This window comes from Microvirga flocculans ATCC BAA-817 (assembly GCF_000518665.1).
GTDB lineage: Bacteria > Pseudomonadota > Alphaproteobacteria > Rhizobiales > Beijerinckiaceae > Microvirga > Microvirga flocculans.
This window is the reverse complement of the sequence record NZ_KI912469.1, coordinates 200,927-223,757: the sequence shown is the minus strand read 5'-3', so window position 1 is coordinate 223,757 and position 22,831 is coordinate 200,927. Positions and strand designations below refer to the sequence as shown.

Genomic DNA, 22,831 nt, shown 5'->3' with positions numbered 1-22,831 from the left:
CATGCACCTCCTTCCGGTCACAGCGGTTTCCCTCGACGAAGGCTCGGAGGCCATCGACCTCCAGCAGCCGCCGGGGGACATCGTCGTCCTCTCCTTCGCGGACAGTGACCTCGGCGCGCTGGCGGCCGCGCAACGGCTGAAGGAAGGCGGAGCCTCGCTGCGCCTCGCCTCGCTGCGCCGTCTGCGCCATCCTCTTTCCGTCGATCTCTACATCGACAACACCGCCGCGAAGGCGCGCTTCGTCCTCGTGCGCTGCCTCGGCGGTCTCGACTACTGGCGCTATGGCATCGAACGTCTCGCCCAGGCCTGCCGCGCCCATGGCGTGAAGCTCGCAATCCTTCCCGGAGACGACCGCCCCGATCCCCGCCTTGCGGCCCATGCCACCGTTTCGCCGGCGCTCTGCGACGCGCTCGAAGCCTATTTCCAGGCGGGCGGCATCGACAACATGCGCCGCCTGCTCGCGCGCATCGGCGCCGAGATCGGCGAAACGGGCGAAGCCGTCGAGCCGCCGCGCGCGGCGCCGCGCGCCTTCGCGTGGACACCGGAGGACGGAATCGTCGAGCCGGAGAGGATCCTCGCCCGTTCGACGCGCGAGCGCCCCCTCGCCTATCTGCTCGTCTATCGCTCCGCCGTTCTCTCAGGCGACACGCAGGCCATCGAGGCTCTGGCGGCGGCGCTGCATGAGCGAGGGATCGATCCGCTCGTCCTCGCGATATCCAGCCTGAAGGATCCGGACGCGGTCGCCGTCGTTCAGCGCACGATCCGAGCGCGCCGCCCGGACGTGATCGTGACGACGACCGCCTTCTCGGCGCGCGACGATGCCGGTTTCGTGCTCGACGAAGCCGATTGCCCGATCCTTCAGGCGATCCCGGTCGGCAGCGCGAAGGATGCCTGGGAGGCATCGCCGCGCGGTCTGTCCGCCGCCGATCTCGCCATGCAGATCGCTCTGCCCGAATTCGACGGGCGCATCGCGGCCGGGCCGGTCTCGTTCAAGGCGGAGGAGCCCGCCGACCCGGCGCTCGCCTTCTCGCGGCGCGTGCAGGCGCCGGACGCGGCGAGCATCGGCGCGGTCGCGGACATGGCCGCCGCCTGGGTGCGTCTTGCCCGCACACCGCGCCCCGAGCGCCGGCTCGCGCTCATCCTGTCCGACTATCCCGCGCGCGGAGGACGCGCCGGTTTCGCGGTGGGGCTCGACACGCCCGCCAGCGCCTGCGCGATCCTCGAGCTGCTGCGCGAGGCCGGCTACGACGCCGCGCGCGACTTTTCGGCCGAGAGCCTGATGCCGCGCCTCACGCGCGGCGATGCGTCCTTCGCGGTGTCGCTCGCCGCCTATCGCGCCTGGCTCGACACGCTGCCCCCGGAGCACCGCGCCGCAATTGACGAACGCTGGGGCCGCGTGGAGGACGATCCGTCCTGCGTCGGCAGCGCCTTCCGCTTCCGCGCCGTGCGGGCGGGGCAGGTTCTCGTCGCGTTGCAGCCCGACAGGGGCCATGGCCACGACCGCAAGGGTTTTTATCACGATCCCGAATGCCCCCCGAGCCACGGCTATCTCGCTTTCTACCTCGGCCTGCGGGCTCTGGAGAATATTCACGCGCTCGTGCATCTGGGCACGCACGGCACCACCGAGTGGCTGCCCGGCAAGGCGGTGGCGCTCTCGCCCCATTGCTGGCCGCGCCTCGCCATCGGCGCGGTGCCCGTGATCTATCCCTTCATCGTCGACGATCCCGGCGAGGCCGCGCCCGCCAAGCGCCGTCTCGGCGCGGTCGCCCTCGGCCATCTCACGCCGCAGGTTGCCGCCTCGGAACTGCACGGCGAGGCCGCCGCCCTGCGCGAACTCGTGGAGGAATTCTCCTCCGCCCAGGTGCTTCACCCCGGACGGGCCGAGCTCGTCGCGGGCGAGATCCTGGAGCGCGCGCGGGCAAGCGGATTGGCGGCCGCCTGCGGCGTCGACGACGCCACGCCGATGGAGGAGGCGCTCACACGGCTCGACGCGCATCTGTGCGATCTCGGCGAGGTGACGATCCGCGACGGGCTGCATGTGTTCGGCATGGCGCCCGAGGGTTTCGACGCCTGCGCCGCTTCCGAGCGCGAAGGGCTGCTGAAGGCCCTCGACGGCCGCTTCGTGGTGCCCGGCCCCTCGGGCTCGCCCTCGCGCGGGCAGATGGAGGTGCTGCCGACGGGGCGCAATCTCGCGACCCTCGACCCGCGTTCGATCCCGACCCGCGCCGCGACCGAACTCGGGTGGCGCGCCGCCGCGGAAGTGGTGCGCCGCCATCTGCAGGAGGAAGGCGACTGGCCGCGCCGGATCGTGATGGATCTCTGGGCCTCGCCCACGCTCCGCTCCGGCGGCGAGGACATCGCCCACGCGCTGGCGCTCATGGGCGTGCGCCCGACCTGGGATCATGCCTCGACCCGCGTGACCGGCTTCGAGATCGTGCCGCAGCCGCTTCTCGACCGGCCCCGCGCCGACGTGACGATCCGCGTCTCCGGCGCGTTCCGGGACACGTTCGCCGACCAGATCGCTTTGCTCGATCAGGCCGCCCGCGCCGTCGCCGCCCTCGACGAGGATGACGAATGGAACGCGCTCGCCGCCGCAAGGCGGCGCGGCGAGGCTCCCTCCCGCGTGTTCGGATCGGCGCCGGGAACCTATGGCGCGGGCGTCTCGGCGCAGACTCTCGACGGCGATTGGCAAACGAAGAGCGAACTCGGCCGCACCTATCTCGACAACACCTCCCATGCCCTCGGCGCGGGCGGCGAGGCGCAGGCCGACGGAAGCTTTCCGCGACGCGTGAAGGAGGCCGAAGCCTTCGTCCATGCAAGCGACGTGGCCGAGCGCGACATCCTCGACGGCGACTCCGCCGCCGATGCCATCGGCGGTTTCGCGGCGGCGGCGCAGGCGCTCGGCGCGACGCCTGCCCTCTACAGCCTCGACACCAGCCGCCCGGAGGCACCGAAGGCCCGCACGCTCGCGGAGGACGTGGACCGCCTCGTGCGCGGCCGCCTGACGAACCCGCGCTGGATCGCGGGCCAGTTGCGCCACGGCTGGCGCGGCGCGGCGGAAATCGCGCAAGGGGTCGATGCGCTCTTCGCCTTCGCCGCGACCACGGACGCCGTTTCCGGAGCGAATTTCGATCTCGTCTTCACGGCCCTGATCGCCGACGATGCCGTCTGGCGGCAGATCGCCGCCGCCAATGAAGAAGCCGCGCAGGCGATCCGCGAGCGCCTCGCCGATGCGCGACGGCGCGGCCTGTGGGAGAGCCGCCTCAATTCCGTTGCAGCCGTCCTCGACGATGGGCGGAAGGAGGCGGCCGAATGAGCGGCGCGAAGCACATCGTCCCCCGGGGCTGGTGCCCGGGCGTGCGCCGTCCGATGGAAACCGGCGACGGCCTGCTCGTGCGCCTGCATCCGTTCGGCGGCGCGCTCGATGCCGCTCAGGCGCGCCTCGTCGCCGGGGCCGCGCATGACCACGGCAACGGCCTTCTCGACATCACCGCCCGCGGCAACCTGCAGATCCGCGGCGTACGCGACGAAACCTATCCCGGCCTGCTCGCCCTGCTCGAGCGCGAGGGCCTCGCCGAGCCCGAGGGCGACGGCCCGAACCGCCTCACGACTCTCTCGCCGCTTGCCGGCCTCGACCCGGACGAGCGGTGCGACGCGCGCGCCCTCGCGCAGGACATCGAGCGCAGAACCGGCGTCGCGGACCTGCCTCCCAAGGTCTTCGTCACCGTCGACGGCGGCGGCGCGATGCCGCTCGATGCGCTTGGCGCGGATCTTCACCTGCAGGCGACGGAGAGCGACACGATTGCCTTCGCCGTGCCCTCGCCAGACGGCCTCGTCTGGACCGGTGCAACCCCCCTCGCCCATGCGCCGGATGCCGCACACGCGATGCTGTCGGGCTTCGCGCAGATGCGGCGCGCGGGCCGCACCGAGGCGCGGCGTCTGCGCGATCTTCACCCCGACCACGTGCGCGAGCTTGCCGCCTCGGCGGCCCTCGGCCCGGTGAAGGCCCCGACCCGGCGGCAGGCCGCGCCGCGGGCGGGGATCCTGCCAGCCGTGAACGGGTGCGCCATTCTTCTCGCGCTCCCCTTCGGCCGTTGCAGCGCCGCGCAGCTGGCGCAGGCGGCGGAGTGGAGCGAGCGTTTCGGCAACGGAGAGATCCGCCTCTCGTTCACGCGCGGCGCGCTCCTGCCGGGCGTTGCGGAGACGGATGCGCCGTCGCTGCTGAGCGAGGCCGAACGTGCGGGGTTCATCACCGCTGCGGACGATCCGCGCCTGTCTCTCCTCGCCTGCCCCGGCAAGCCGGACTGTGCCAGCGCCAAGACCCAAGCCCCCGCCGATGCCCTGCGCATCGCCGAGGCCTGCCCGGGCCTTTTGGCGCAGGGCGTCTCCCTTCACGTCTCGGGCTGCCCGAAAGGCTGCGCACATCCGGGCAAGGCCGATCTGACCCTGGTGGGACGCACGGAAGGCGGCTATGACGTCGTGCCGAACGGCTGCGCCCGCGATGCGGCCACCCTTCACCTCTCCGTCGAAGACATCATGACCCGTTTACTGCCCTTGCAGACCGTGGACGCCCTGCGCCGCGCCTTTCCGGAACCCACACGATGAGCGGATCCCGCGACTATATCCGCGAGGGCGCGGAGATCTACCGCCGCTCCTTCGCGATCATCCGTGCCGAGGCGGACCTCACGCGTTTTTCCGGCACCGCCGAGCGCGTCGTCGTGCGCATGATCCATGCCTGCGGCATGACGGACCTGCCCGCCGACGTCGAACTCTCGACCGACTTCGCCGAAAAGGCGGAAGCCGCGCTCAAGCGCGGCGCGCCGATCCTGTGCGACGCCAAGATGGTGGCGAACGGCATCACCCGCGCGCGCCTGCCTGCAAACAACGAGGTGATCTGCACCCTCGACGATCCGCGCGTTCCGGCCCTGGCCGCTGAGCTCGGCAACACCCGCTCGGCCGCCGCCATGGAATTGTGGCGCGAGCGGCTGGAGGGCGCGCTCGTGGTGTTCGGCAATGCGCCCACCGCGCTGTTTCACCTCCTCGAAATGCTCGATGCCGGTGCGCCGAGGCCCGCCGCCGTGATCGGCATTCCCGTCGGATTCATCGGCGCGGCGGAATCCAAGGAAGCCTTGGCCCGCGATGGGCGCGTGCCGTATCTCGTCGTTCATGGGCGGCGCGGCGGCAGCGCGATGGCGGCGGCCGCGGTCAACGCGCTCGCGAACCCGGTGGAGTGAGGCGCACATGAGCGAGGATCCCATCCGCTTCTTCGGCCTCGGCCTCGGCCCCGGCAACCCGGATTACATGAGCGTGCGCGCCCGCAAGGTGCTGGAGAGCGCCGACCGGCTCGTCCATTTCTGCAAGCGCGGGCGGCGCGGCAATGCGCGCACCATCGCGGATGCCGTCGTCGGCCAGGACCCCGCGCGGGAGATCGCCCTCGTCTATCCGGTGACGACGGAAATTCCCGCCGACCATCCGGACTACGCCGCAGCCCTCAATCCCTTCTACGAGGAAGCGGCGGCGCGCCTTCTCGACGAAACTCGAGCCGGGCGGACCGTCGCCGTGCTCTGCGAGGGAGACCCCTTCTTATACGGCTCCTTCATGCATCTGTGGTGGCGTCTCAAGGACAAGGTGCCCACCGAGGTCGTGCCCGCCGTGTCGGGCATGTCGGGCGCGTGGACCCGCGCAGGCGCGCCGATCACCTGGGGCGACGACGTGCTCACCGTGGTTCCCGGAACGCTGCCCGAGGGGGAACTGGCGCGCCGCCTCTCCGGCACGGACGCCGCCGTGGTGATGAAGCTGGGGCGCAACCTGCCTAAAGTTCGCGCGGCGCTCGCCACCGCGGGGCTTCTGGAACGCGCGATCTATGTGGAGCGCGCGACCATGGCGGAGGAAAAGATCGTCCCGCTTTTGCAACTGCCCGAGGATTTCGACGCGCCCTATTTCTCGCTCATCATCGTGCCGGGCCAGGGGAGGCGCGTATGAGCGGCCTCGTCACAATCGTCGGCCTCGGCCCCGGCGACCCGCGCTACCTCACGCCCGCGGCATCGGAGGCTCTCGCCTCCGCCACCGATCTCGTCGGCTACGGCCCCTATGTGGACCGGGTGCCGCAACGCGCGGGCCAGCGCCGGCATGCCTCGGACAACCGCGTCGAGCTCGACCGCGCGCGCTTCGCGCTGGAGCTGGCGGCGAAGGGCGCGCGCGTGGCCGTGGTGTCCGGCGGCGATCCCGGCGTCTTCGCCATGGCGGCGGCCGTGTTCGAAGCCGTCGAAAACGGCGATCCCGCCTGGCGCGGCCTCGACATCCGCGTCGAGCCCGGCATCACGGCGATGCTCGCCGCCGCCGCCCGCGTCGGCGCGCCGCTCGGCGGCGATTTCTGCGCCATGTCGCTCTCCGACAATCTCAAGCCCTGGGAGGTCGTCGAGGCGCGGCTGCGGGCGGCGCTCGCCGCCGATTTCGTGGTGGCGCTCTACAACCCGATCTCGTCCGCGAGGCCCTGGCAGCTCGGCGCGGCATTCGCCATCGCCGCCGAGACACGAGGCTCCGAAACGCCAGTCATCCTCGCGCGCGCCGTCATGCGCCCTGACGAGCGGATCGGGATCGTGCCGCTCCGCGAGGTGCAGGCGTCCATGGCCGACATGTCGACATTGGTGATCATCGGCGCGAGCACGACGCGGCTGATCGAACGGCCCGAGGGGCGAGCGCCCTTCGTCTACACGCCGCGCTTCTACGGGGTGCGGGCATGAAGGCGCTCCAGCCATGCGAAAGCCGCTTCGGCGGTTGCGGCTTCCTCGACGCCGCGCGGCTTGTCCGGCCGCGCCACGACGACGACCGGGAGACGCAAGGTGCGCGCCGCCGCGATCTTCGGATAGGTCGCGGCCCCGCCGGAATTCTTCGTCACCACAACCTCGACGCGGGCGCGCTCCATGAGCGCGCGCTCGGCCGCCTCGTCGAAGGGCGCGCGATCCTGGATGGCGATGACGTTCGGCACGGGCAGCGCATCGCCGATGGGCTCGATGGTGCGCACGAGGTAGGTGTGCTGCGGGGCGCGAGCGAAGGGCGGAAGCTCGAGGCGGCCCACGGTGAGGAAGACGCGGGCGGGCGCTTCCCCGAGCGCCTGCACGGCCTGCTCCATGGAGGGCACGTCGATCCACCGGTCGCCCTCCTGCGGCGTCCACGCGGGGCGGCGCAGGGCGAGCAGCGGCACCTGCGCCTGCGCGCAGGCTCCGGCCGCATTGCGGGACATGACGGCGGCGAAGGGATGGGTCGCGTCGACGACCGCCTCGATCCGCTCCTGCACCAGGAAGCGGGCAAGCCCCTCCACGCCGCCGAAGCCGCCGACCCGCGTGGGGATCGGCAGGGGGCGCGGATCGCTGGTACGGCCCGCCATGGACAGAAGAGGGTTGAAGGCGGAATGGCCGGCAAGCCGCGCCGCGAGCGCGGAGGCTTCCGTCGTGCCGCCCAGAATGAGGATGCGCATGAGCCCCTTTTCCCCGAATTCTCCCGCTGAGTCGAGCATGGCGGCCAAGGCTCCCTGGCTCACGATCATCGGCATCGGCGAGGATGGGCGCGCGGGGCTTTCCCCCGCCGCGCTCGCGGCTCTCGACCGCGCGGAACTCGTGATCGGCGGCGCGCGCCATCTCGACCTGGCAGCGCCCCTGGCGGGTCAAGCGCAGATCTGGCCCAGCCCCTTCGCCGAAGGCTATCCGATGATCCTCGCCCGCCGGGGCCGCCCGACGTGCATTCTCGCGACGGGAGACCCGTTCCATTACGGGATCGGCGCGGAGCTGTCGCGCCTGATCCCGCCGGAGGAGATCGTCTGCTTTCCGCATGTTTCGGCCTTCACCCTCGCCGCCGCGCGGATGGGCTGGTCTCTGCCGGATTGCGACTGCCTGAGCCTGCACGGACGGGCGCTGGAGCGGATCGTTCCCGCCGTCCAGCCCGGAGCGCGCCTGCTCGTGCTGTCCTGGGACGGCTCGACCCCGGGCAGGCTCGCGGCGCTCCTGAACGCGCGCGGCCTCGGCGGCTCGGCGATCACGGTGCTCGAAGCCATGGGCGGCCCGCGCGAGCGTATCCGCCGCGCCGTGGCGAGCGATTTTTCCATGGGCGACATCGACCCGCTCAACACCCTCGCCATCGAGATCGCAGCGGCGCGCGAGGCGCGCATCGTACCGCTCGCGCCGGGCCTTGCCGATTCCTGGTTCGAGAACGACGGCCAGCTCACCAAGGCGGAAATCCGCGCGCTGACCCTGGCGGCCCTCGCGCCGAGGGCGGGCGAGCTTCTGTGGGACATCGGACTCGGCGCAGGCTCCGTCGGCATCGAATGGTGCCTGCGCCATCCGCGCAACCGCTGCATCGGAATCGAGGAGCGTCCCGAACGCGCCGAGCGTGCCCGCCGCAACGCGCGCGAACTCGGCGCGACGGCGCTCGACATCCGTGTCGGGCGCGCGCCGGACGCGCTGGCCGATCTGCCCGCGCCGGATGCGGTCTTCATCGGCGGCGGTGCATCGGAGCCCGGCGTGTTCGATGCGGCCTGGGCGGCGCTCAAGCCCGGCGGGCGTCTGGTTCTCAACGCCGTAACCCTCGAAACGGAGACGCTCCTCGGCACGCTCTACGCCCGGCACGGCGGAGCCATGCGGCGTCTGGCGGTCTCGCGTCTCGAAGCCGTCGGCGGCATGCATGGCTGGCGCGCGGCGATGCCCGTGACGCAGTGGATGGTGACGAAGCCATGATCGTGGCGGGCATCGGATTCAGGAAGAGCGCAACCGCCGGCGAGATCGTGGCGCTCGTCGAGCAGGCGCTGACGCGCGCCTCGCTCGCGCGCACGGCGCTGGACAGGCTCGCGACCGTCGAAGCGCTTGCCGCCCTCCCCGCCTTCGCGCAGGCAGCCCACCTGCTCGACGCCGCGGCCACGCCCGTCGCAGAGCCCGCGCTGTTGGAAGCAGCCCCACGCGTGCGCACGCAATCGGCCCGGTCCCTCGCCGCGCATGGCGTCGGATCCGTCGCGGAAGCGGCGGCCCTCGCCGCCGCCGGGCCTCGCGCCGCGCTCATTCTGGAGCGCATCGCCTCGCCCTCTGCCACCTGCGCCCTCGCGCGCCCGGAGACCGGCTCATGACCGTTCATTTCATCGGCGCCGGCCCCGGCGCCGCCGATCTCATCACCGTGCGCGGACGCTCCCTCGTCGAGCGCTGCCCGGTCTGCCTCTATGCGGGCTCCATCGTGCCGCCTGAAATCCTGTCCTGGTGCCCGCCCGGCGCGCGCCTCGTGGACACCGCCCCCCTCGATCTCGACGCCATCACCGCCGAATATGTGCGGGCGCACGAGAGCGGCGAGGACGTGGCGCGGCTCCATTCCGGCGACCTCTCCATCTGGAGCGCGATGGGCGAGCAGCTGCGGCGGCTCGATGGCTTGGGCATCCCCTACACGATCACGCCGGGTGTTCCCGCCTTCGCCGCCGCCGCGGCCGCCATCGGGCGCGAGCTGACCGTGCCGGAGGTCGGGCAGTCGGTGGTCCTCACCCGCACCTCGGGCCGGGCCTCGCCCATGCCGGAGACGGAGCGGCTCTCCGCCTTCGCCCAGACGAAGGCGACGCTCGCCATTCACCTGTCGATCCATGTGATCGAGCAGGTGGTCGAGGATCTGCTGCCCTCCTACGGCGCCGATTGTCCCGCCGCCGTCATCTGGCGCGCGTCCTGGCCGGACGAGCGGGTGATCAAGGGAACGCTCGGCACCATCGCTGCCATGGTCCGCGCCGAGAAGCTGGAGCGCACGGCGCTGATCCTGGTGGGACGGACGCTGGAGGCGAAGGATTTCCGCGACAGCGCCCTTTACTCGACCGGATACGACCGGCGCTTCCGCCCCAGCGCCAGCGGGAACGGCCGGTGAGACGGGCGGCGTCAGGACACGGGATGGAACGGCACGCGGCCGACGAGCGCGCCGTTGCGGTCGAACACCGCGATCTCGAGCGCGATGGCCGTTCCGCGCAGGGCCTTGGCGGCCGTGCGCCACGCGTGCTGCGCCACCACGTCGCCGAGCGGCAGGCCGAGGCTCCTGGCAGCTTCCAGCACTTCGAGCGCCGTGTTGGCGCGTCTCGCCTCCTCGACGGCGGAGGGCCCGGCCCCGGCTTCGGCCAGGCGCTCGGCGAGCCAGTCGGGATCGACCGCGCCGGAGCGCGAATGAAGATCGAGCAGGCCCTGTCCGAGCTTGGTCATCTTGGCGAAGCCGCCTGCGACGGTGACCTTGGGCACCGGGTTGCGGCGCAGGTATTTCAGCATGCCTCCGGCGAAGTCGCCCATGTCGATGAGGGCCTGCTCCGGCAGATCGTGCAGGGCCTGCACGGCCTTCTCGGAGGTGGAGCCCGTGGCTCCCGCCACATGGTCGAGCCCCCCGGCGCGGGCCACGTCGATGCCGCGATAGATGCTGTGGATCCAGGCCGCGCAGGAATAGGGAACCACCACGCCCGTGGTGCCGAGGATCGACAGGCCGCCCAGGATGCCGAGACGCGGGTTGAGGGTCTTCTGCGCGAGGCTCTCGCCGCCGGGAATGGAGATTTCGACCTCGATGTCCGTGGGCCCGCCGAGGCTGCGCGCCGCCGCCTCCAGGTTGTCGCGGATCATCTGGCGCGGCGCCGGATTGATGGCGGGCTCGCCCGGCGGCAGGGGCAGCCCGGCGCGGGTGACGACGCCTACGCCCTCGCCCGCCCGGAAGGTGACGCCCGAGCCGGGTTGCCCGGCGCGGACCCGCGCGATCACCAGCGCGCCATGGGTCACGTCCGGATCGTCGCCCGCATCCTTGACGATTCCGACCTGCGCGCCGCCCTCGACGGTTTCCGCAAGAGCGAGGGCGAAGGCGGGCCGCGCCCCGCCCGGCAGCACGATCTCGACGGGATCGGGGAAATCCCCGGTCTGCCAGCCCCAATACGCCGCCTTGGCCGCCGCCGTGGCGCAGGCGCCCGTGGTCCAGCCACGGCGCAACGTTCCGGCGGGTTTGCTCTCGTCCATAGGCCCTCTTACAACGTCCCCATGAATTCCCATAGCCATCTCGATCCGGCAGGTCATGCCCGGAGGCCCGCATGACCGCCCTCTCCCGCCTTTCGCCGCCCTTCGCGCCCGGCACGGTGTGGCTCGTCGGCGCGGGTCCGGGCGATCCCGGCCTGCTCACGATCCATGCGCTCAATGCCCTCGCGGCGGCGGACGTCATCGTCTACGACGCGCTGGTGGACCCCGCCGTGCTGTCCTTCGCCCGCGAGAGCGCGGAGCTGGAATTCGCCGGCAAGCGCGGCGGCCGTCCGTCGGCGGCCCAGCGGGACATCTGCGAGCGGCTGATCCAGCTCGCCCGCCAGGGCAAGCGGGTGCTGCGCCTCAAGGGCGGCGACCCATTCATCTTCGGGCGCGGGGGCGAGGAGGCGCTGGCCCTGTCGGAGGCGGACATTCCCTTCCGCATCATTCCCGGCGTGTCGAGCGGGCTGGCCTCGCTCGCCATTCACGGCGTGCCCGCGACCGTGCGCAAGACGAACCACGCGGTCATCCTGGCCACCGGCCATCCGGCGCCCGATGCGCAGCTCGAATGGGCCTCGCTCGCCCGCACCGGAGCGCCCATCGTGCTCTACATGGCGGTCTCGAGCCTGCCCTCCATCGTGCAGGGGCTCATGGAGGGGGGGCTGTCGGGCGACACGCCCGCGCTCGCGGTTCACGGCGCCACGACCGCCAAGGAAAATGTGGTGGAGGGAACCCTCGCCTCCCTGCCCAAGCTCGCCGAGGACGGCCTCATCCGCTCCCCCGCCATCGTCGCCATCGGCGCGATCGCCGCGTTCCGCTCGGCCATCGCGAACCACCTGCTGGAATTCGCGAGCGAGGCCGCCCAGTGAGCGCAAAGCCCGGCCTGCTCATCGCCGCGCCCCGATCCGGCTCGGGCAAGACGACCATCGTGCTCGGCCTGCAGCGGGCCCTCGCCCGCAGGGGCGTGCGCGTGCGCGGCGTGAAATGCGGGCCGGACTACATCGATCCGGCCTTCCACGCCGCCGCCACCGGCGCTCCGAGCTTCAACCTCGACAGCTTCGCCATGGAGAAGCCCATGCTCGGGGCCATCGTCTCCGAAGCGGCGCGGGATGCGGATCTGATCCTCGCGGAAGGCTCGATGGGCCTCTTCGACGGCATCCGCCAGGAAACCGGCCGCACGGGAGCGAGCGCTGACATCGCCGCCCTCTTCGGCTGGCCGGTGATCCTCGTGCTCGACGTGTCGGGCCACGCGCAATCGGCCGCCGCCGTCGCGCTCGGCTGCGCCCGCTTCGACCCCCGGATCGCGGTGGCGGGCGTGGTGCTGAACAAGGTCGCGAGCGAGCGTCACCGCAGGCTGGTGGAGGACGGCATGGCGCGGATCGGCCTGCCCGTGCTCGGCGCTCTCACGCGCAACGCGGAGCTGACTCTGCCCGAACGCCATCTCGGCCTCGTCCAGGCCGGCGAGACCGAGGAACTCGATGCGCGGCTGGAGCGGCTGGCCGATGCGGTGGAAGCCGCAATCGACCTCGACGGCCTCGTGGCGCTCGCCTGCCCGACGCAGCTCGACCGGGCCGCAAGCGCGCTGCCCCTGCCTCCGCCGGGCCAGCGCATCGCGCTCGCCTCCGACCGGGCATTCTCCTTCGTCTATCCGCATGTGCTGGAGGGCTGGCGCAGGGCGGGCGCTGAGACCGTGCCGTTCTCGCCCCTCGCCGACGAGCCGCCGCCTGCGGATTGCGACGTGTGCTGGCTGCCGGGCGGCTATCCGGAACTCCATGCCGGGCGGATCGCCGAGGCGCGGCGCTTCCTGGAAGGGCTGCGCCTCTTCGCCGAAAGCCGCCCGGTTCACGGGGAATGCGGCGGCTACATGGTGCTGGGCCAGTCGCTGGAAGACGGCGACGGCCGCGTGCACGCCATGGCCGGCCTGCTGCCGGTCGAGACGAGCTATGCGAAGCGGAAGATGCATCTCGGCTACAGGGTCGCGCATCTGCTGCACGACGGGGCCATGGGCAAGGCAGGCGAACGCCTCGTCGGCCATGAGTTCCACTACGCCTCGGTCACGCGAAGCGACGCGGGCCGGGATTGCGCCTTCGCCGCGATCGCGGACGCGGAGGGCAACGACCTCGGCGTGGCCGGCCATCGCCGCGGCCTTGTGACGGGCAGCTTCTTTCACGCCATCGCGCGCAGGTGAGGCCGCGCGCATCGCGCGCCGCCGCAGGGCAGCCGTCGCCCATTAGCCTATCGTAGCTTAGCCCATGGTATCGGGTGCCGGTCCCTTGCCGTCGTCGATGGGACGCCCCAGAATGCCTCTCAATCAAGCCCGCAAAGGGTAGCGCCGGACCAGACCGGCGAAGCGCGCAGACGGTCGAAAAGCCGCGCGCGAGAGGGAACGAAGCCAGACCGCGCCGTCAGACGCGCGGGTGCCAGGGAGGTTGACGTCTTCGATGACGGCAGCAGATGCGCGCGCGGACACATTCCCGAAACTGCTTGTGCGGAATGCGCGGATCCGGACGAAGCGCACCGCGTTCCGGCACAAGGATCTCGGCATCTGGCAATCCTGGACCTGGGGCGAGGTGCACGAGATCGTGCGCTCCTATGCCAGCGGCCTGAAAGCGCTCGGCCTGAAGCGTGGCGGCAAGATCGCCATCATCGGCTATAACCGCCCCTATCTCTACTGGAGCATCGCCGCGGCCCAGTGGCTCGGCGCGGTCCCGATCCCGGTCTATGCGGATTCCGTCGCCGAGGAGATGGCCTATGTGCTGGCCCATGCCGAAGTGACCCATGCGGCCGTGCAGGACCAGGAGCAGGTCGACAAGCTGCTCGCGGTCGCCGACCAGCTGCCGCAGCTCGAACATATTCTCTACGACGAGCAGAAGGGCCTGAGGGACTACGACCACAGCCGCCTGCATTCCATCGAATCCGTCGTCGAGGAGGGCCGCGCGCGCCTCGCCGATCCGCAGGAAGCCGCGAGCATCGAGCGCGCGCTCGAAGAGGGGAAAGGCTCGGATCTCGCCATCATTCTCTACACCTCCGGCACCACGGGCCGCCCGAAGGGCGTGATGCTCACCGCCGACGCGGTGATCGCGGCGGCGCGGATCGGCTGCGAGTTCGACAAGCTCGACGAGACCGACGAGATCATGGCCTATCTGCCCATCGCCTGGGTCGGCGATCACATCTTCTCCTATGCGCAGGCCTTCCTCGCAGGGCTATGCGTGAACTGCCCCGAGAACCCGGAAACCGTGGCGGACGACCGGCGCGAGATCGGCGCGACATACGTATTCGCGCCGCCGCGCATCTTCGAGAGCATGCTGACTCTGACCATGGTGCGCATCGAGGATGCGGGCGCCCTCAAGCGGCGCATGTTCCACGCCTTCATCAGGCACGCCAACAAGGTCGGCGAGAAGATCCTGAACCGGGAGCCGGGCGTGAGCGCATGGGACCGCCTGCTTTGGCAGATCGGCAACGTGCTCGTCTATGCCCCCTTGCGCAACCGCTTCGGCATGACCCGCGTGAAGGTCGGCTACACGGCGGGCGAGGCCATCGGCCCCGAGATCTTCCGCTTCTACCGCTCCATCGGCGTGAACCTGAAGCAGCTCTACGGGCAGACGGAAGCCTCCGTCTACATCACCATGCAGCCGGACGGGGAGATCCGCGCCGACACCGTGGGCCGCCCGGCTCCGCAGGTGGAGATCCGCATCGCCGACAATGGCGAGGTACTTTACCGGACGCCCGGCGTGTTCATCGGTTACTACAAGGACGACGAGAAGACCGCCGAGACGAAGACGCCCGACGGCTTCGTGCATTCGGGCGATGCGGGCTTCTTCGACGCAAACGGCCACCTCAAGATCATCGACCGCGCCAAGGATGTGGGCAAGATGCGGGACGGCGCGCTCTTCCCGCCGAAATACGTGGAGAACAAGCTCAAGTTCTATCCCAACATCAAGGAAGCGGTCTGCTTCGGGGACGGCCGGGATCACGTCGCGGCCTTCATCAACATCGACCTCGTGGCGGTGAGCAACTGGGCCGAGCGCAACGGCGTGACCTACGCCTCCTATCAGGAGCTCGCAGGCCATCCACGCGTCTACGACATGATCGAGAAGCATGTGGACGAGGTGAACCGCTCGCTTGCCTCGGAACCGCGCATGGGCGGCGCGCAGATCAAGCGCTTCCTGATCCTGCACAAGGAGCTCGACGCCGACGACGGCGAGCTGACCCGCACCCAGAAGGTGCGCCGCGGCTTTATCGCGGAGCGCTACGCGCCGCTGATCCAGGCGCTCTACGACGGCTCGACCGAGGCCGACATTTCCACCGAGGTCACCTTCGAGGACGGACGCAAGGGCGTGATCTCGGCGCGCGTGAAGATCCGGGACATGACGCTTCATCCCGTCGAAAAGACCACTCTCATACCGGAGGCCGCCGAATGAGAGCGCCCGATCATCCCGTTCTCTCGAAAGGCGACGTGCTGCTCGCGGTCGAGAACGTGTCGCTGGGCTTCGGCGGCGTGAAGGCGCTGACCGACGTCTCCTTCGACATCCGCAAGAGCGAGATCCGCGCCATCATCGGCCCGAACGGCGCGGGCAAGACCTCGATGCTCAACTGCATCAACGGCTTCTACTATCCCACGGAGGGCCGCATCACCTTCAAGGGCGTGAAGCGCCCCAAGATGCGCCCCTACGAGGCGGCGCGCGGCGGCATCGCCCGCACGTTCCAGAACGTGGCGCTGTTCAAGAGCATGTCCACGCTCGACAACATCATGGCGGGGCGCTCGATCAGGATGACATCGAGTTTCTTCTGGCAGCTCTTCCGCCACGGCCCGGCCATGCGGGAAGAGGTGGAGCATCGCCGCTTCGTTGAGGAGATCATCGACTTCCTCGAGATCCAGCACATCCGCAAGGTGCCCGTGGGGCGGCTTCCCTACGGATTGCAGAAGCGGGTGGAGCTTGGGCGGGCGCTCGCCATGGAACCCGAGCTTCTGCTCCTCGATGAACCCATGGCCGGTATGAACCTGGAAGAGAAGGAGGACATGTCGCGCTTCATTCTCGAAGTGAACCAGCAATACGGCACTACCATCGCCCTCATCGAGCACGACATGGGCGTGGTGATGGACCTCTCCGACCGGGTGGTGGTGCTGGAATACGGGCGCAAGATCGCGGACGGCACGCCCGACGAGGTGAAGCGCAACCAGCGCGTGATCGACGCCTATCTCGGCGTGGCGCATTGAGGAAAAGGCGATGGACATTCTCTACAAGGTCTTCATCGAACCCTTCCTCTTCATGGGCGAGGCCCCGGACCTGCTCGTCCAGACCCTCTGGGAGGGGCTCGTCTCCGGCGTGCTCTATGCACTGATCGCGCTGGGCTTCGTCCTCATCTTCAAGGCCTCCGGCGTGTTCAATTTCGCGCAAGGGATCATGGTCGTGTTCTCGGCCCTGATCCTGGTCGGGCTCTACGAGAAGGGCGTGCCCGCCTTCCTGGCGCTGATCCTGGCCGCCGTCTCGATGCTCGTGCTCGCCCTGGTGGTGGAGCGGGTGGTGCTGCGCCCCCTCGTGAACCAGCCCGACATCATCCTCTTCATGGCCACCTTCGGGCTGACCTATTTCCTCATCGGCTTCGGCGAGCTGATCTTCGGCGGCAATCCGCGGGAGATGATCACGGGCCAGCTGCTCCTGCCGCAGGGCACGACGGAAATCGACGCGCTCGGCGGCTCCATCCGCCTTCAGCATCTCGACATCGCCGCCGCCGTGATCGCCTCGATCATGATCGGCCTGCTCGCGGTGTTCTTCTCCAAGACCCGCATCGGCCGGGCGCTGCGCGCCGTGGCGGACAGCCACAAGGCTGCCCTCTCGGTGGGCATCTCGCTCAACCAGATCTGGGTGATCGTGTGGTTCGCGGCCGGCATCGTGGCGCTGGTGGCCGGCATCATGTGGGGCGCGCGCTCGGGCGTGTCCTTCTCGCTCCAGATCATCGCCCTGAAGGCGCTCCCCGTCCTGATCCTCGGCGGCTTTACCTCCATTCCCGGCGCGATCATCGGCGGGCTCATCATCGGCGTCGGCGAGAAGGTCGGCGAATTCTACTGGGGACCGCTCGTCGGCGGCGGAATCGAGACGTGGCTCGCCTATGCGATCGCCCTCGTCTTCCTGCTCTACAGGCCGCAAGGGCTGTTCGGCGAAAAGATCATCGAACGGATTTAAGGGGGCATCGAAGTGTTCTACCGCGAGGCCGGCCAGTTCAAGACCAACTACGTCGCGGACAGCGCGATCTTCCCCCTGCGCGAGGACAGGATCGGGATCGGGCTCATCGTCCTGGCCGCCTATGCGCTCGCCTTCATCGGCAACAGCTTCCTGCTCCAGGCGGTGATGATCCCGTTCCTGGTCTTCTCGCTCGCCTCCATCGGGCTCAACATCCTCACCGGCTATACGGGCCTCCTGTCGCTCGGCACCGGTGCCTTCATGGGCGTGGGGGCCTATGCCTGCTACAAGCTGATGACGGCCTTTCCGGAGGTGAACGTCATCGTCTGGATCTTCGTCTCCGGCTTCTTCTCGGCGGCCATCGGCGCGCTCTTCGGCCTGCCCTCCTTGCGCATCAAGGGCTTCTATCTGGCCGTCGCGACGCTTGCGGCCCAGTTCTTCCTGCAATGGTGCTTCATCCGCATTCCGTGGCTCGTGAACTACAACGTCTCGGGCGCGCTCGATGCGCCCCTGCGCACCCTCTTCGGCATCCCGATCGTCGGCGCCACCGCCACGCCGCAGACGCGATACCTCGTGGTGCTCACCATCGTGATCGTGCTCACCCTGATCGCCTCGAACCTGGTCCATGGCCGCATCGGCCGCATGTGGATCGCGATCCGCGACATGGATCTGGCGGCGGAACTCATGGGCATCCGCCCGCTCCAGACCAAGCTCCTGGCCTTCGCGGTTTCGTCCTATTACTGCGGCGTGGCGGGCGCGCTCCTCGTGTTCCTCTGGTACGGCGGCGCGGAATACGACGTGTTCAACATCAACCAGTCCTTCTTCATCCTGTTCATGGTGATCATCGGAGGCCTGGGCAGCCTCATCGGCTCGTTCTTCGGCGCGGCGCTCATCTTCATCCTGCCGATCGTCCTCGGCATCGTCCTGCCCGCTCTCTTCGAGCCCTTCGGCATCTCGGTGGGCGCCGACGTCATCGAGCATCTTCGCTTCATGATCGTTGGCGCGCTCATCATCTTCTTCCTGATCGTCGAACCGCACGGCCTCGCGCGGCTCTGGCAGATCGGCAAACAGAAGCTCCTGGTCTGGCCGTTCCCCTACTGACGGCGGGCCCACAAGGAGACGCAAGACGGGAAACACAAATTCGGCCCTTCAGCCGATGCAACGGGAGGAAACGCAGCCATGTCGTTTCGCAAACTTGGTCTAGGATTCGCCGCAGCGACCCTGCTCGCCGGCACCGCCCTGCCCGCCCTGGCGCAGGACTCGGTCTATGTGCCCCTCTTCACCTACCGCACCGGCCCCTTCGCGGGCTCGGGCACCCATATCGCCGACGGCATGCACGATTACCTGCGCATGCTGAACGAGCGCGACGGCGGCATCGGCGGGGTGAAACTCGTGCTCGAGGAGTGCGAGACCGGCTACGACACCAAGAAGGGCGTCGAGTGCTACGAGTCGGTTAAGGGCAAGAACCCGGTCGTGGTCAACCCCTGGTCGACGGGCATCACGCTTCCGCTCATCCCGCGGGCCTCCGTGGATAAGATCCCGATCCTGTCCATGGCCTATGGCCTCTCCGCCTCGGCCCGCGGCGACATCTTCCCCTGGGTGTTCAACCCGCCGGCCACCTACTGGGACGGCATGTCGATGATCGTCAAGTATATCGGCGAGAAGGAGGGCGGGCTCGACAAGCTGAAGGGCAAGAAGATCGGCTTCATCCACCTCGACGCCGCCTTCGGCAAGGAGCCGATCCCGCTGCTCCAGGAGATGGCGAAGGATATCGGCTTCGAGGTCGCACTCTATCCGGTGGCCGCGCAGGACATGCAGAACCAGTCCTCGCAATGGCTCAGCGTGCGCCGCGACCGTCCCGATTACATGATCATGTGGGGCTGGGGCTCCATGAACGGCGCCGCCGTGAAGGAAGCCGTGCGCTCGGGCTATCCCATGGACAAGTTCTACTCCATCTGGTGGCCTGGCGAGGACGACGCCCGTGCGGGCGGCGCAGGCGCCAAGGGCTTCAAGATGCTCAACTGGCATGCGGTGGGGACGAATTTCCCGGCGATTCAGGACATCCAGAAGCATGTGGTCGACAAGGGCTTGTCGAAGGCCCCGAAGGACAAGGTCGGCGAGCTGCTTTACAACCGCGGCATCTACAACTCTCTCCTGATCGCCGAGGGCATCGCCCAGGCCCAGAAGATCACGGGCAAGAAGGTCGTGACGGGCGAGGACGTGCGCCGCGGCCTCGAGAACATCAAGCTCGATCCCGCGCGCCTGAAGGAGCTCGGCCTCGAAGGCTTCACCGACCAGCTCGCCCTCTCCTGCAATGACCACAACGGCCATCGCGCCGCCTTCATGCAGGAATGGGACGGCACGAAATGGGTGAAGATCTCCGCTCCCATCGAGCCCATGACGGACCGCGTCAAGGCGCAGCTCGACGCCGCCGCGAAGGACTATGCCGAGAAGAACGCCGGCTGGCCCAAGCGGACCGAGGCTTGCGACAAGGCGAGCTAGTTCAAACGCACCACGTCTTCCCTCCCCCTTGCGGGGAGGGAAATCGAGGAAGGACCGTCGATGTCGAGTGCTGCACAAATACAGCCACAAGGCCAGCCGCAGAATGCCGAAGCCGTCCTGACCGTCAACAACATCGAGGTGGTCTACGACCATGTGATCCTCGTGCTGAAAGGCGTGTCGCTGAGCGTGCCCAAGGGCGGCATCGTGGCGCTGCTCGGCGCGAACGGCGCGGGCAAGACGACGACCCTGAAAGCCATCTCCAACCTGCTGCACGCCGAACGCGGCGAGGTGACGAAGGGCTCGATCGAGTTCAACGGCGAGCGGGTCGACAGGCTCTCGCCCAACGAACTGGTGCGCCGCGGCTGCATCCAGGTGCTGGAAGGCCGGCACTGCTTCGGCCATCTCACCATCGAGGAGAACCTGCTCACCGGCGCCTTCACGCGCTGCGACGGCAACGCCGCCATCAAGCGGGACCTGGAGGCAATCTACGAATACTTCCCGCGCCTGAAGCAGCGCCGCAGCTCCATGGCGGGCTACACGTCCGGCGGCGAGCAGCAGATGTGCGCCATCGGCCGCGCCATGATGTCGAAGCCATCCATGATCCTGCTCGACGAGCCCTCCATGGGTCTCGCCCCGCAGATCGTGGAGGAGATCTTCGAGATCGTGCGCAAGCTCAATGCGACGGAGGGCGTGTCCTTCCTGCTCGCCGAGCAGAACAGCAACATGGCGCTGAAATACGCCACCTACGGCTACATTCTGGAAACCGGCCGCGTGGTGATGGACGGTCCCGCCCGGATGCTGCGCGAGAACGAGGACGTGAAAGAATTCTACCTCGGCGTCTCGGAAGGCGACCGCAAGTCCTTTCGCGCGGTGAAGAGCTACAAGCGCCGCAAGCGCTGGCTTGCCTGAGGACGCCATGTGCCGAACCGCACTTGACGCAACGTCATATCCGTTCTTACGGTCGGATGCCGTGAGGAAAATAGACTCACGCTGCATCTTCCGGGGGGTCTTCCATGAATTTCGGACAAGCCGTCAGAACCTGTCTCAACAACTACGCCAATTTTTCAGGGCGCGCGCAGCGTTCGGAATATTGGTACTTCTTTCTGTTTATCGTGATCGCGAACATTGCCACGAGCATTCTGGATGCCGTGCTCTTCGACGAAACGCCGGTCTTCTACCTCGTCGCCACGCTGGCTCTTCTCGTCCCCAGCATTTCCGCCGGCGTCCGCCGCCTGCACGACCTGGAGAAATCGGGCTGGTGGCTTCTGATCGGCTTCATCCCTTTGATCGGGGCCATCATCCTCATCGTGTTCTTCTGCCAGCGGGGCACCGTCGGCCCGAACCAGTTCGGCCCCGACCCTCTGCAAGCCTCGCTCCCGGACACGCACGCGGCCCGCGCCTGAGCTGTCCCGCCAGCGCCCGGCCCATCCTGTTCAGCCCGCCGCCGGCTCCGTCCGGAGGCGGACTTTCGATGAGCGACCGCATTCGAACGGAGACGGGCCTTGGCCGATCACTACGATACTCTTGAAACCCGCGATCCTGCGGAGCGGGAAGCCGCGCTCTTCGCGCGCCTGCCGGAGATCCTGCAACAGGCGGCCAAGGCTCCCGCCTATGCGGAGCGATTGAAGGACATCGACCTCGCCGGCATCACCAGCCGCGAGGCCCTTGCCGCTTTGCCCGTGCTGCGCAAATCCGAATTGCCGGCTTTGCAGAAAGCGGCCCTCCCCTTCGGCGGCTTCGTCGCCGGAGCATCGGGCTCGTTCGGACGCCTCTTCACTTCGCCCGGCCCCATCTTCGAGCCGGAGGCCACCACTTCCGACCCCTGGCGGTCGGCGCGCGGGCTGTTCGCGGCCGGGTTCCGGCGCGGCGACGTGGTGCTCAACACCTTCAGCTATCACCTGACGCCGGGCGGCTTCATCATGGATTCCGGCGCGCGGGCGCTCGGCTGCGCGGTCATTCCCGCCGGGCCCGGCAATACGGAACAGCAGCTCGAGCTGATCGAGGCCTACCGCCCGGCCGCCTATTGCGGCACGCCGGATTTCCTCAAGATCCTCCTCGACGGCGCGGCAACGGCAGGGCGCGACCTGTCCTCCATCCGGCGGGCGCTCGTATCGGGCGCAGCCTTCCCGAAATCCCTGCAGGAGGAATTCTCGGCGAAGGGAATCGAGGCCTATCAGGCCTATGCCACGGCCGATCTCGGCTTCATCGCCTACGAGACCCCCGCCCGCGAGGGCCTGGTCGTGAACGAGGACATCATCGTCGAAATCGTCCGCCCCGGCACCGGCGACCCGGTTCCGGAGGGCGAGGTCGGCGAGATCGTGGTGACGACGCTCGATCCGCACCGTCCCTTCATCCGGCTCGCGCTCGGCGATCTGACCGCCGCGATGGCAGCCCAAAGCCCCTGCGGGCGCACGAACATGCGCATCAAGGGCTGGATGGGCCGGGCCGATCAGGCCACGAAGATCAAGGGCATGTTCGTCAGGCCGGAACAGATCGCGGAGATCGGCCGCCGCCACCCCGAACTGGGCCGCCTGCGCCTCGTCGTCACCCGTGAGGGCGAAACGGATGTCATGACGCTGGCCGCTGAAACGGCGGCACCGAGCGAAGATCTCGTCGCCGCCATCGGCGCGACCCTTCAAGGCGTCACAAAGCTGAAGGGATCGGTCTCGCTCGTACCGCCTGGCCACCTGCCGAACGACGGCAGGGTCATTGCAGACGAGCGTCAATATAATTGAGGCGCATCGCTTTCATTTCAGCAATGCAGCTTTGCGCGGATACAAAGTTCCATCAAACTTAAGCGCTTGAACCCGGGACTCGCCCTTCATAAGCTCAAGCCTGCCAGTGATTCGAGAAGTTCGGAAAAGTCGAACGTTTTCAAAAAGAAAGAGCACCTTCGCAGGTGCTCTAAGGTGTCCGGCCGTAGGGGCAAAATGACCGGAGATGCTTATAAACGCTCTTGAGTCCCGTTGGTTCCAAAGTTTTTGAAATATTTTTTGACCCGGACAGCGCCTCATTGAGGTCACGTTTTCAGGGTCTAGGGCATAGCTTCCCGTGGGGGCAAACACGGGCCGGGGCCGCGACCACAGATCCTTTCCAAGGACGGTCGCGGCCTTTCTCTTTTGGAGCCCGTCATGCAAAAGGCCCGGAGGGAAC

Annotated in this window: 20 protein-coding genes; 18 read left to right on the top strand and 2 right to left on the bottom strand. The window is 68.7% G+C overall.

Annotation, left to right across the window (positions count from 1 at the left end; translation table 11 throughout):
• The first annotated feature begins 1 nt into the window (after window position 1).
• From cobN to cobJ, 5 genes are read left to right on the top strand one after another with little or no spacing between them, the layout of a single operon-like run.
• Window positions 2-3,316 (top strand): cobaltochelatase subunit CobN, encoded by a 3,315-nt coding sequence (gene cobN / locus L879_RS0119190; RefSeq protein ID WP_027317509.1) that lies wholly within the window; start codon window positions 2-4, stop codon window positions 3,314-3,316.
• Window positions 3,313-4,605, top strand: coding sequence for a precorrin-3B synthase (gene cobG, locus L879_RS0119185; RefSeq protein ID WP_027317508.1), 1,293 nt, complete (start codon window positions 3,313-3,315; stop codon window positions 4,603-4,605). The genes cobN and cobG overlap by 4 nt, the downstream gene beginning before the upstream one ends.
• A complete protein-coding gene (locus L879_RS0119180; RefSeq protein WP_027317507.1) occupies window positions 4,602-5,234 on the top strand; it encodes a precorrin-8X methylmutase in 633 nt (210 codons plus the stop codon). Before cobG ends, L879_RS0119180 begins: the two co-directional genes overlap by 4 nt.
• A 7-nt stretch (window positions 5,235-5,241) precedes the next feature.
• Complete coding sequence (locus L879_RS0119175; protein WP_027317506.1) at window positions 5,242-5,982, top strand: precorrin-2 C(20)-methyltransferase; 741 nt, start codon at window positions 5,242-5,244, stop codon at window positions 5,980-5,982.
• A complete protein-coding gene (cobJ, locus tag L879_RS0119170; RefSeq protein ID WP_027317505.1) occupies window positions 5,979-6,743 on the top strand; it encodes a precorrin-3B C(17)-methyltransferase in 765 nt (254 codons plus the stop codon). Before L879_RS0119175 ends, cobJ begins: the two co-directional genes overlap by 4 nt.
• On the opposite strand, the gene L879_RS22385 is transcribed toward cobJ, so the two are convergent.
• Complete coding sequence (locus tag L879_RS22385; RefSeq protein ID WP_035460255.1) at window positions 6,725-7,477, bottom strand: cobalt-precorrin-6A reductase; 753 nt, start codon at window positions 7,475-7,477, stop codon at window positions 6,725-6,727. The genes cobJ and L879_RS22385 overlap by 19 nt on opposite strands.
• On the opposite strand from L879_RS22385, the gene cbiE reads away from it, so the two are divergent.
• From cbiE to cobM, 3 genes are read left to right on the top strand one after another with little or no spacing between them, the layout of a single operon-like run.
• The gene (gene cbiE, locus L879_RS0119160; RefSeq protein WP_245265272.1) at window positions 7,476-8,729 is read left to right on the top strand and encodes a precorrin-6y C5,15-methyltransferase (decarboxylating) subunit CbiE; all 1,254 of its coding nucleotides are present in this window, start codon (window positions 7,476-7,478) and stop codon (window positions 8,727-8,729) included. The two genes, L879_RS22385 and cbiE, sit on opposite strands and share 2 nt — an antisense overlap.
• Window positions 8,708-9,112 (top strand): cobalamin biosynthesis protein, encoded by a 405-nt coding sequence (locus L879_RS0119155; protein ID WP_027317503.1) that lies wholly within the window; start codon window positions 8,708-8,710, stop codon window positions 9,110-9,112. The genes cbiE and L879_RS0119155 overlap by 22 nt, the downstream gene beginning before the upstream one ends.
• Window positions 9,109-9,882 carry a precorrin-4 C(11)-methyltransferase gene (gene cobM, locus L879_RS0119150; protein ID WP_027317502.1) on the top strand — a complete coding sequence of 258 codons (774 nt, stop codon included), beginning with the start codon at window positions 9,109-9,111 and terminating at the stop codon, window positions 9,880-9,882. Before L879_RS0119155 ends, cobM begins: the two co-directional genes overlap by 4 nt.
• Window positions 9,883-9,893: 11 nt before the next feature.
• Here cobM and L879_RS0119145 read toward each other — a convergent pair whose 3' ends face one another.
• Complete coding sequence (locus tag L879_RS0119145; protein WP_027317501.1) at window positions 9,894-10,997, bottom strand: cobalt-precorrin-5B (C(1))-methyltransferase; 1,104 nt, start codon at window positions 10,995-10,997, stop codon at window positions 9,894-9,896.
• Between the two features lie 71 nt (window positions 10,998-11,068).
• Between L879_RS0119145 and cobA the strand changes: the two genes are divergently transcribed.
• From cobA to L879_RS0119095, 10 genes are all read left to right on the top strand, one after another.
• Window positions 11,069-11,863 (top strand): uroporphyrinogen-III C-methyltransferase, encoded by a 795-nt coding sequence (cobA, locus tag L879_RS0119140; RefSeq protein ID WP_027317500.1) that lies wholly within the window; start codon window positions 11,069-11,071, stop codon window positions 11,861-11,863.
• Entirely contained in the window at window positions 11,860-13,182 is a 1,323-nt protein-coding gene (locus tag L879_RS0119135; protein WP_027317499.1) for a cobyrinic acid a,c-diamide synthase CobB, read from the top strand. Before cobA ends, L879_RS0119135 begins: the two co-directional genes overlap by 4 nt.
• Window positions 13,183-13,435: 253 nt before the next feature.
• Window positions 13,436-15,415 (top strand): AMP-dependent synthetase/ligase, encoded by a 1,980-nt coding sequence (locus L879_RS0119130; protein ID WP_027317498.1) that lies wholly within the window; start codon window positions 13,436-13,438, stop codon window positions 15,413-15,415.
• Window positions 15,412-16,212: an ABC transporter ATP-binding protein gene (locus L879_RS0119125; RefSeq protein WP_027317497.1), complete on the top strand. Its 801-nt coding sequence runs from the start codon at window positions 15,412-15,414 to the stop codon at window positions 16,210-16,212. The genes L879_RS0119130 and L879_RS0119125 overlap by 4 nt, the downstream gene beginning before the upstream one ends.
• A gap of 10 nt (window positions 16,213-16,222) precedes the next feature.
• Window positions 16,223-17,179, top strand: coding sequence for a branched-chain amino acid ABC transporter permease (locus L879_RS0119120; protein ID WP_027317496.1), 957 nt, complete (start codon window positions 16,223-16,225; stop codon window positions 17,177-17,179).
• 12 nt (window positions 17,180-17,191) lie between these two features.
• Entirely contained in the window at window positions 17,192-18,277 is a 1,086-nt protein-coding gene (locus tag L879_RS0119115) for a branched-chain amino acid ABC transporter permease (protein ID WP_027317495.1), read from the top strand.
• A 78-nt stretch (window positions 18,278-18,355) separates the two neighbouring features.
• Window positions 18,356-19,678 carry an ABC transporter substrate-binding protein gene (locus tag L879_RS0119110; RefSeq protein ID WP_027317494.1) on the top strand — a complete coding sequence of 441 codons (1,323 nt, stop codon included), beginning with the start codon at window positions 18,356-18,358 and terminating at the stop codon, window positions 19,676-19,678.
• Between the two features lie 60 nt (window positions 19,679-19,738).
• Complete coding sequence (locus L879_RS0119105; protein WP_027317493.1) at window positions 19,739-20,587, top strand: ABC transporter ATP-binding protein; 849 nt, start codon at window positions 19,739-19,741, stop codon at window positions 20,585-20,587.
• 104 nt (window positions 20,588-20,691) lie between these two features.
• Window positions 20,692-21,081: a DUF805 domain-containing protein gene (locus L879_RS0119100; protein ID WP_027317492.1), complete on the top strand. Its 390-nt coding sequence runs from the start codon at window positions 20,692-20,694 to the stop codon at window positions 21,079-21,081.
• Between the two features lie 99 nt (window positions 21,082-21,180).
• The gene (locus L879_RS0119095; RefSeq protein ID WP_027317491.1) at window positions 21,181-22,413 is read left to right on the top strand and encodes a phenylacetate--CoA ligase family protein; all 1,233 of its coding nucleotides are present in this window, start codon (window positions 21,181-21,183) and stop codon (window positions 22,411-22,413) included.
• Window positions 22,414-22,831 lie beyond the last annotated feature (418 nt).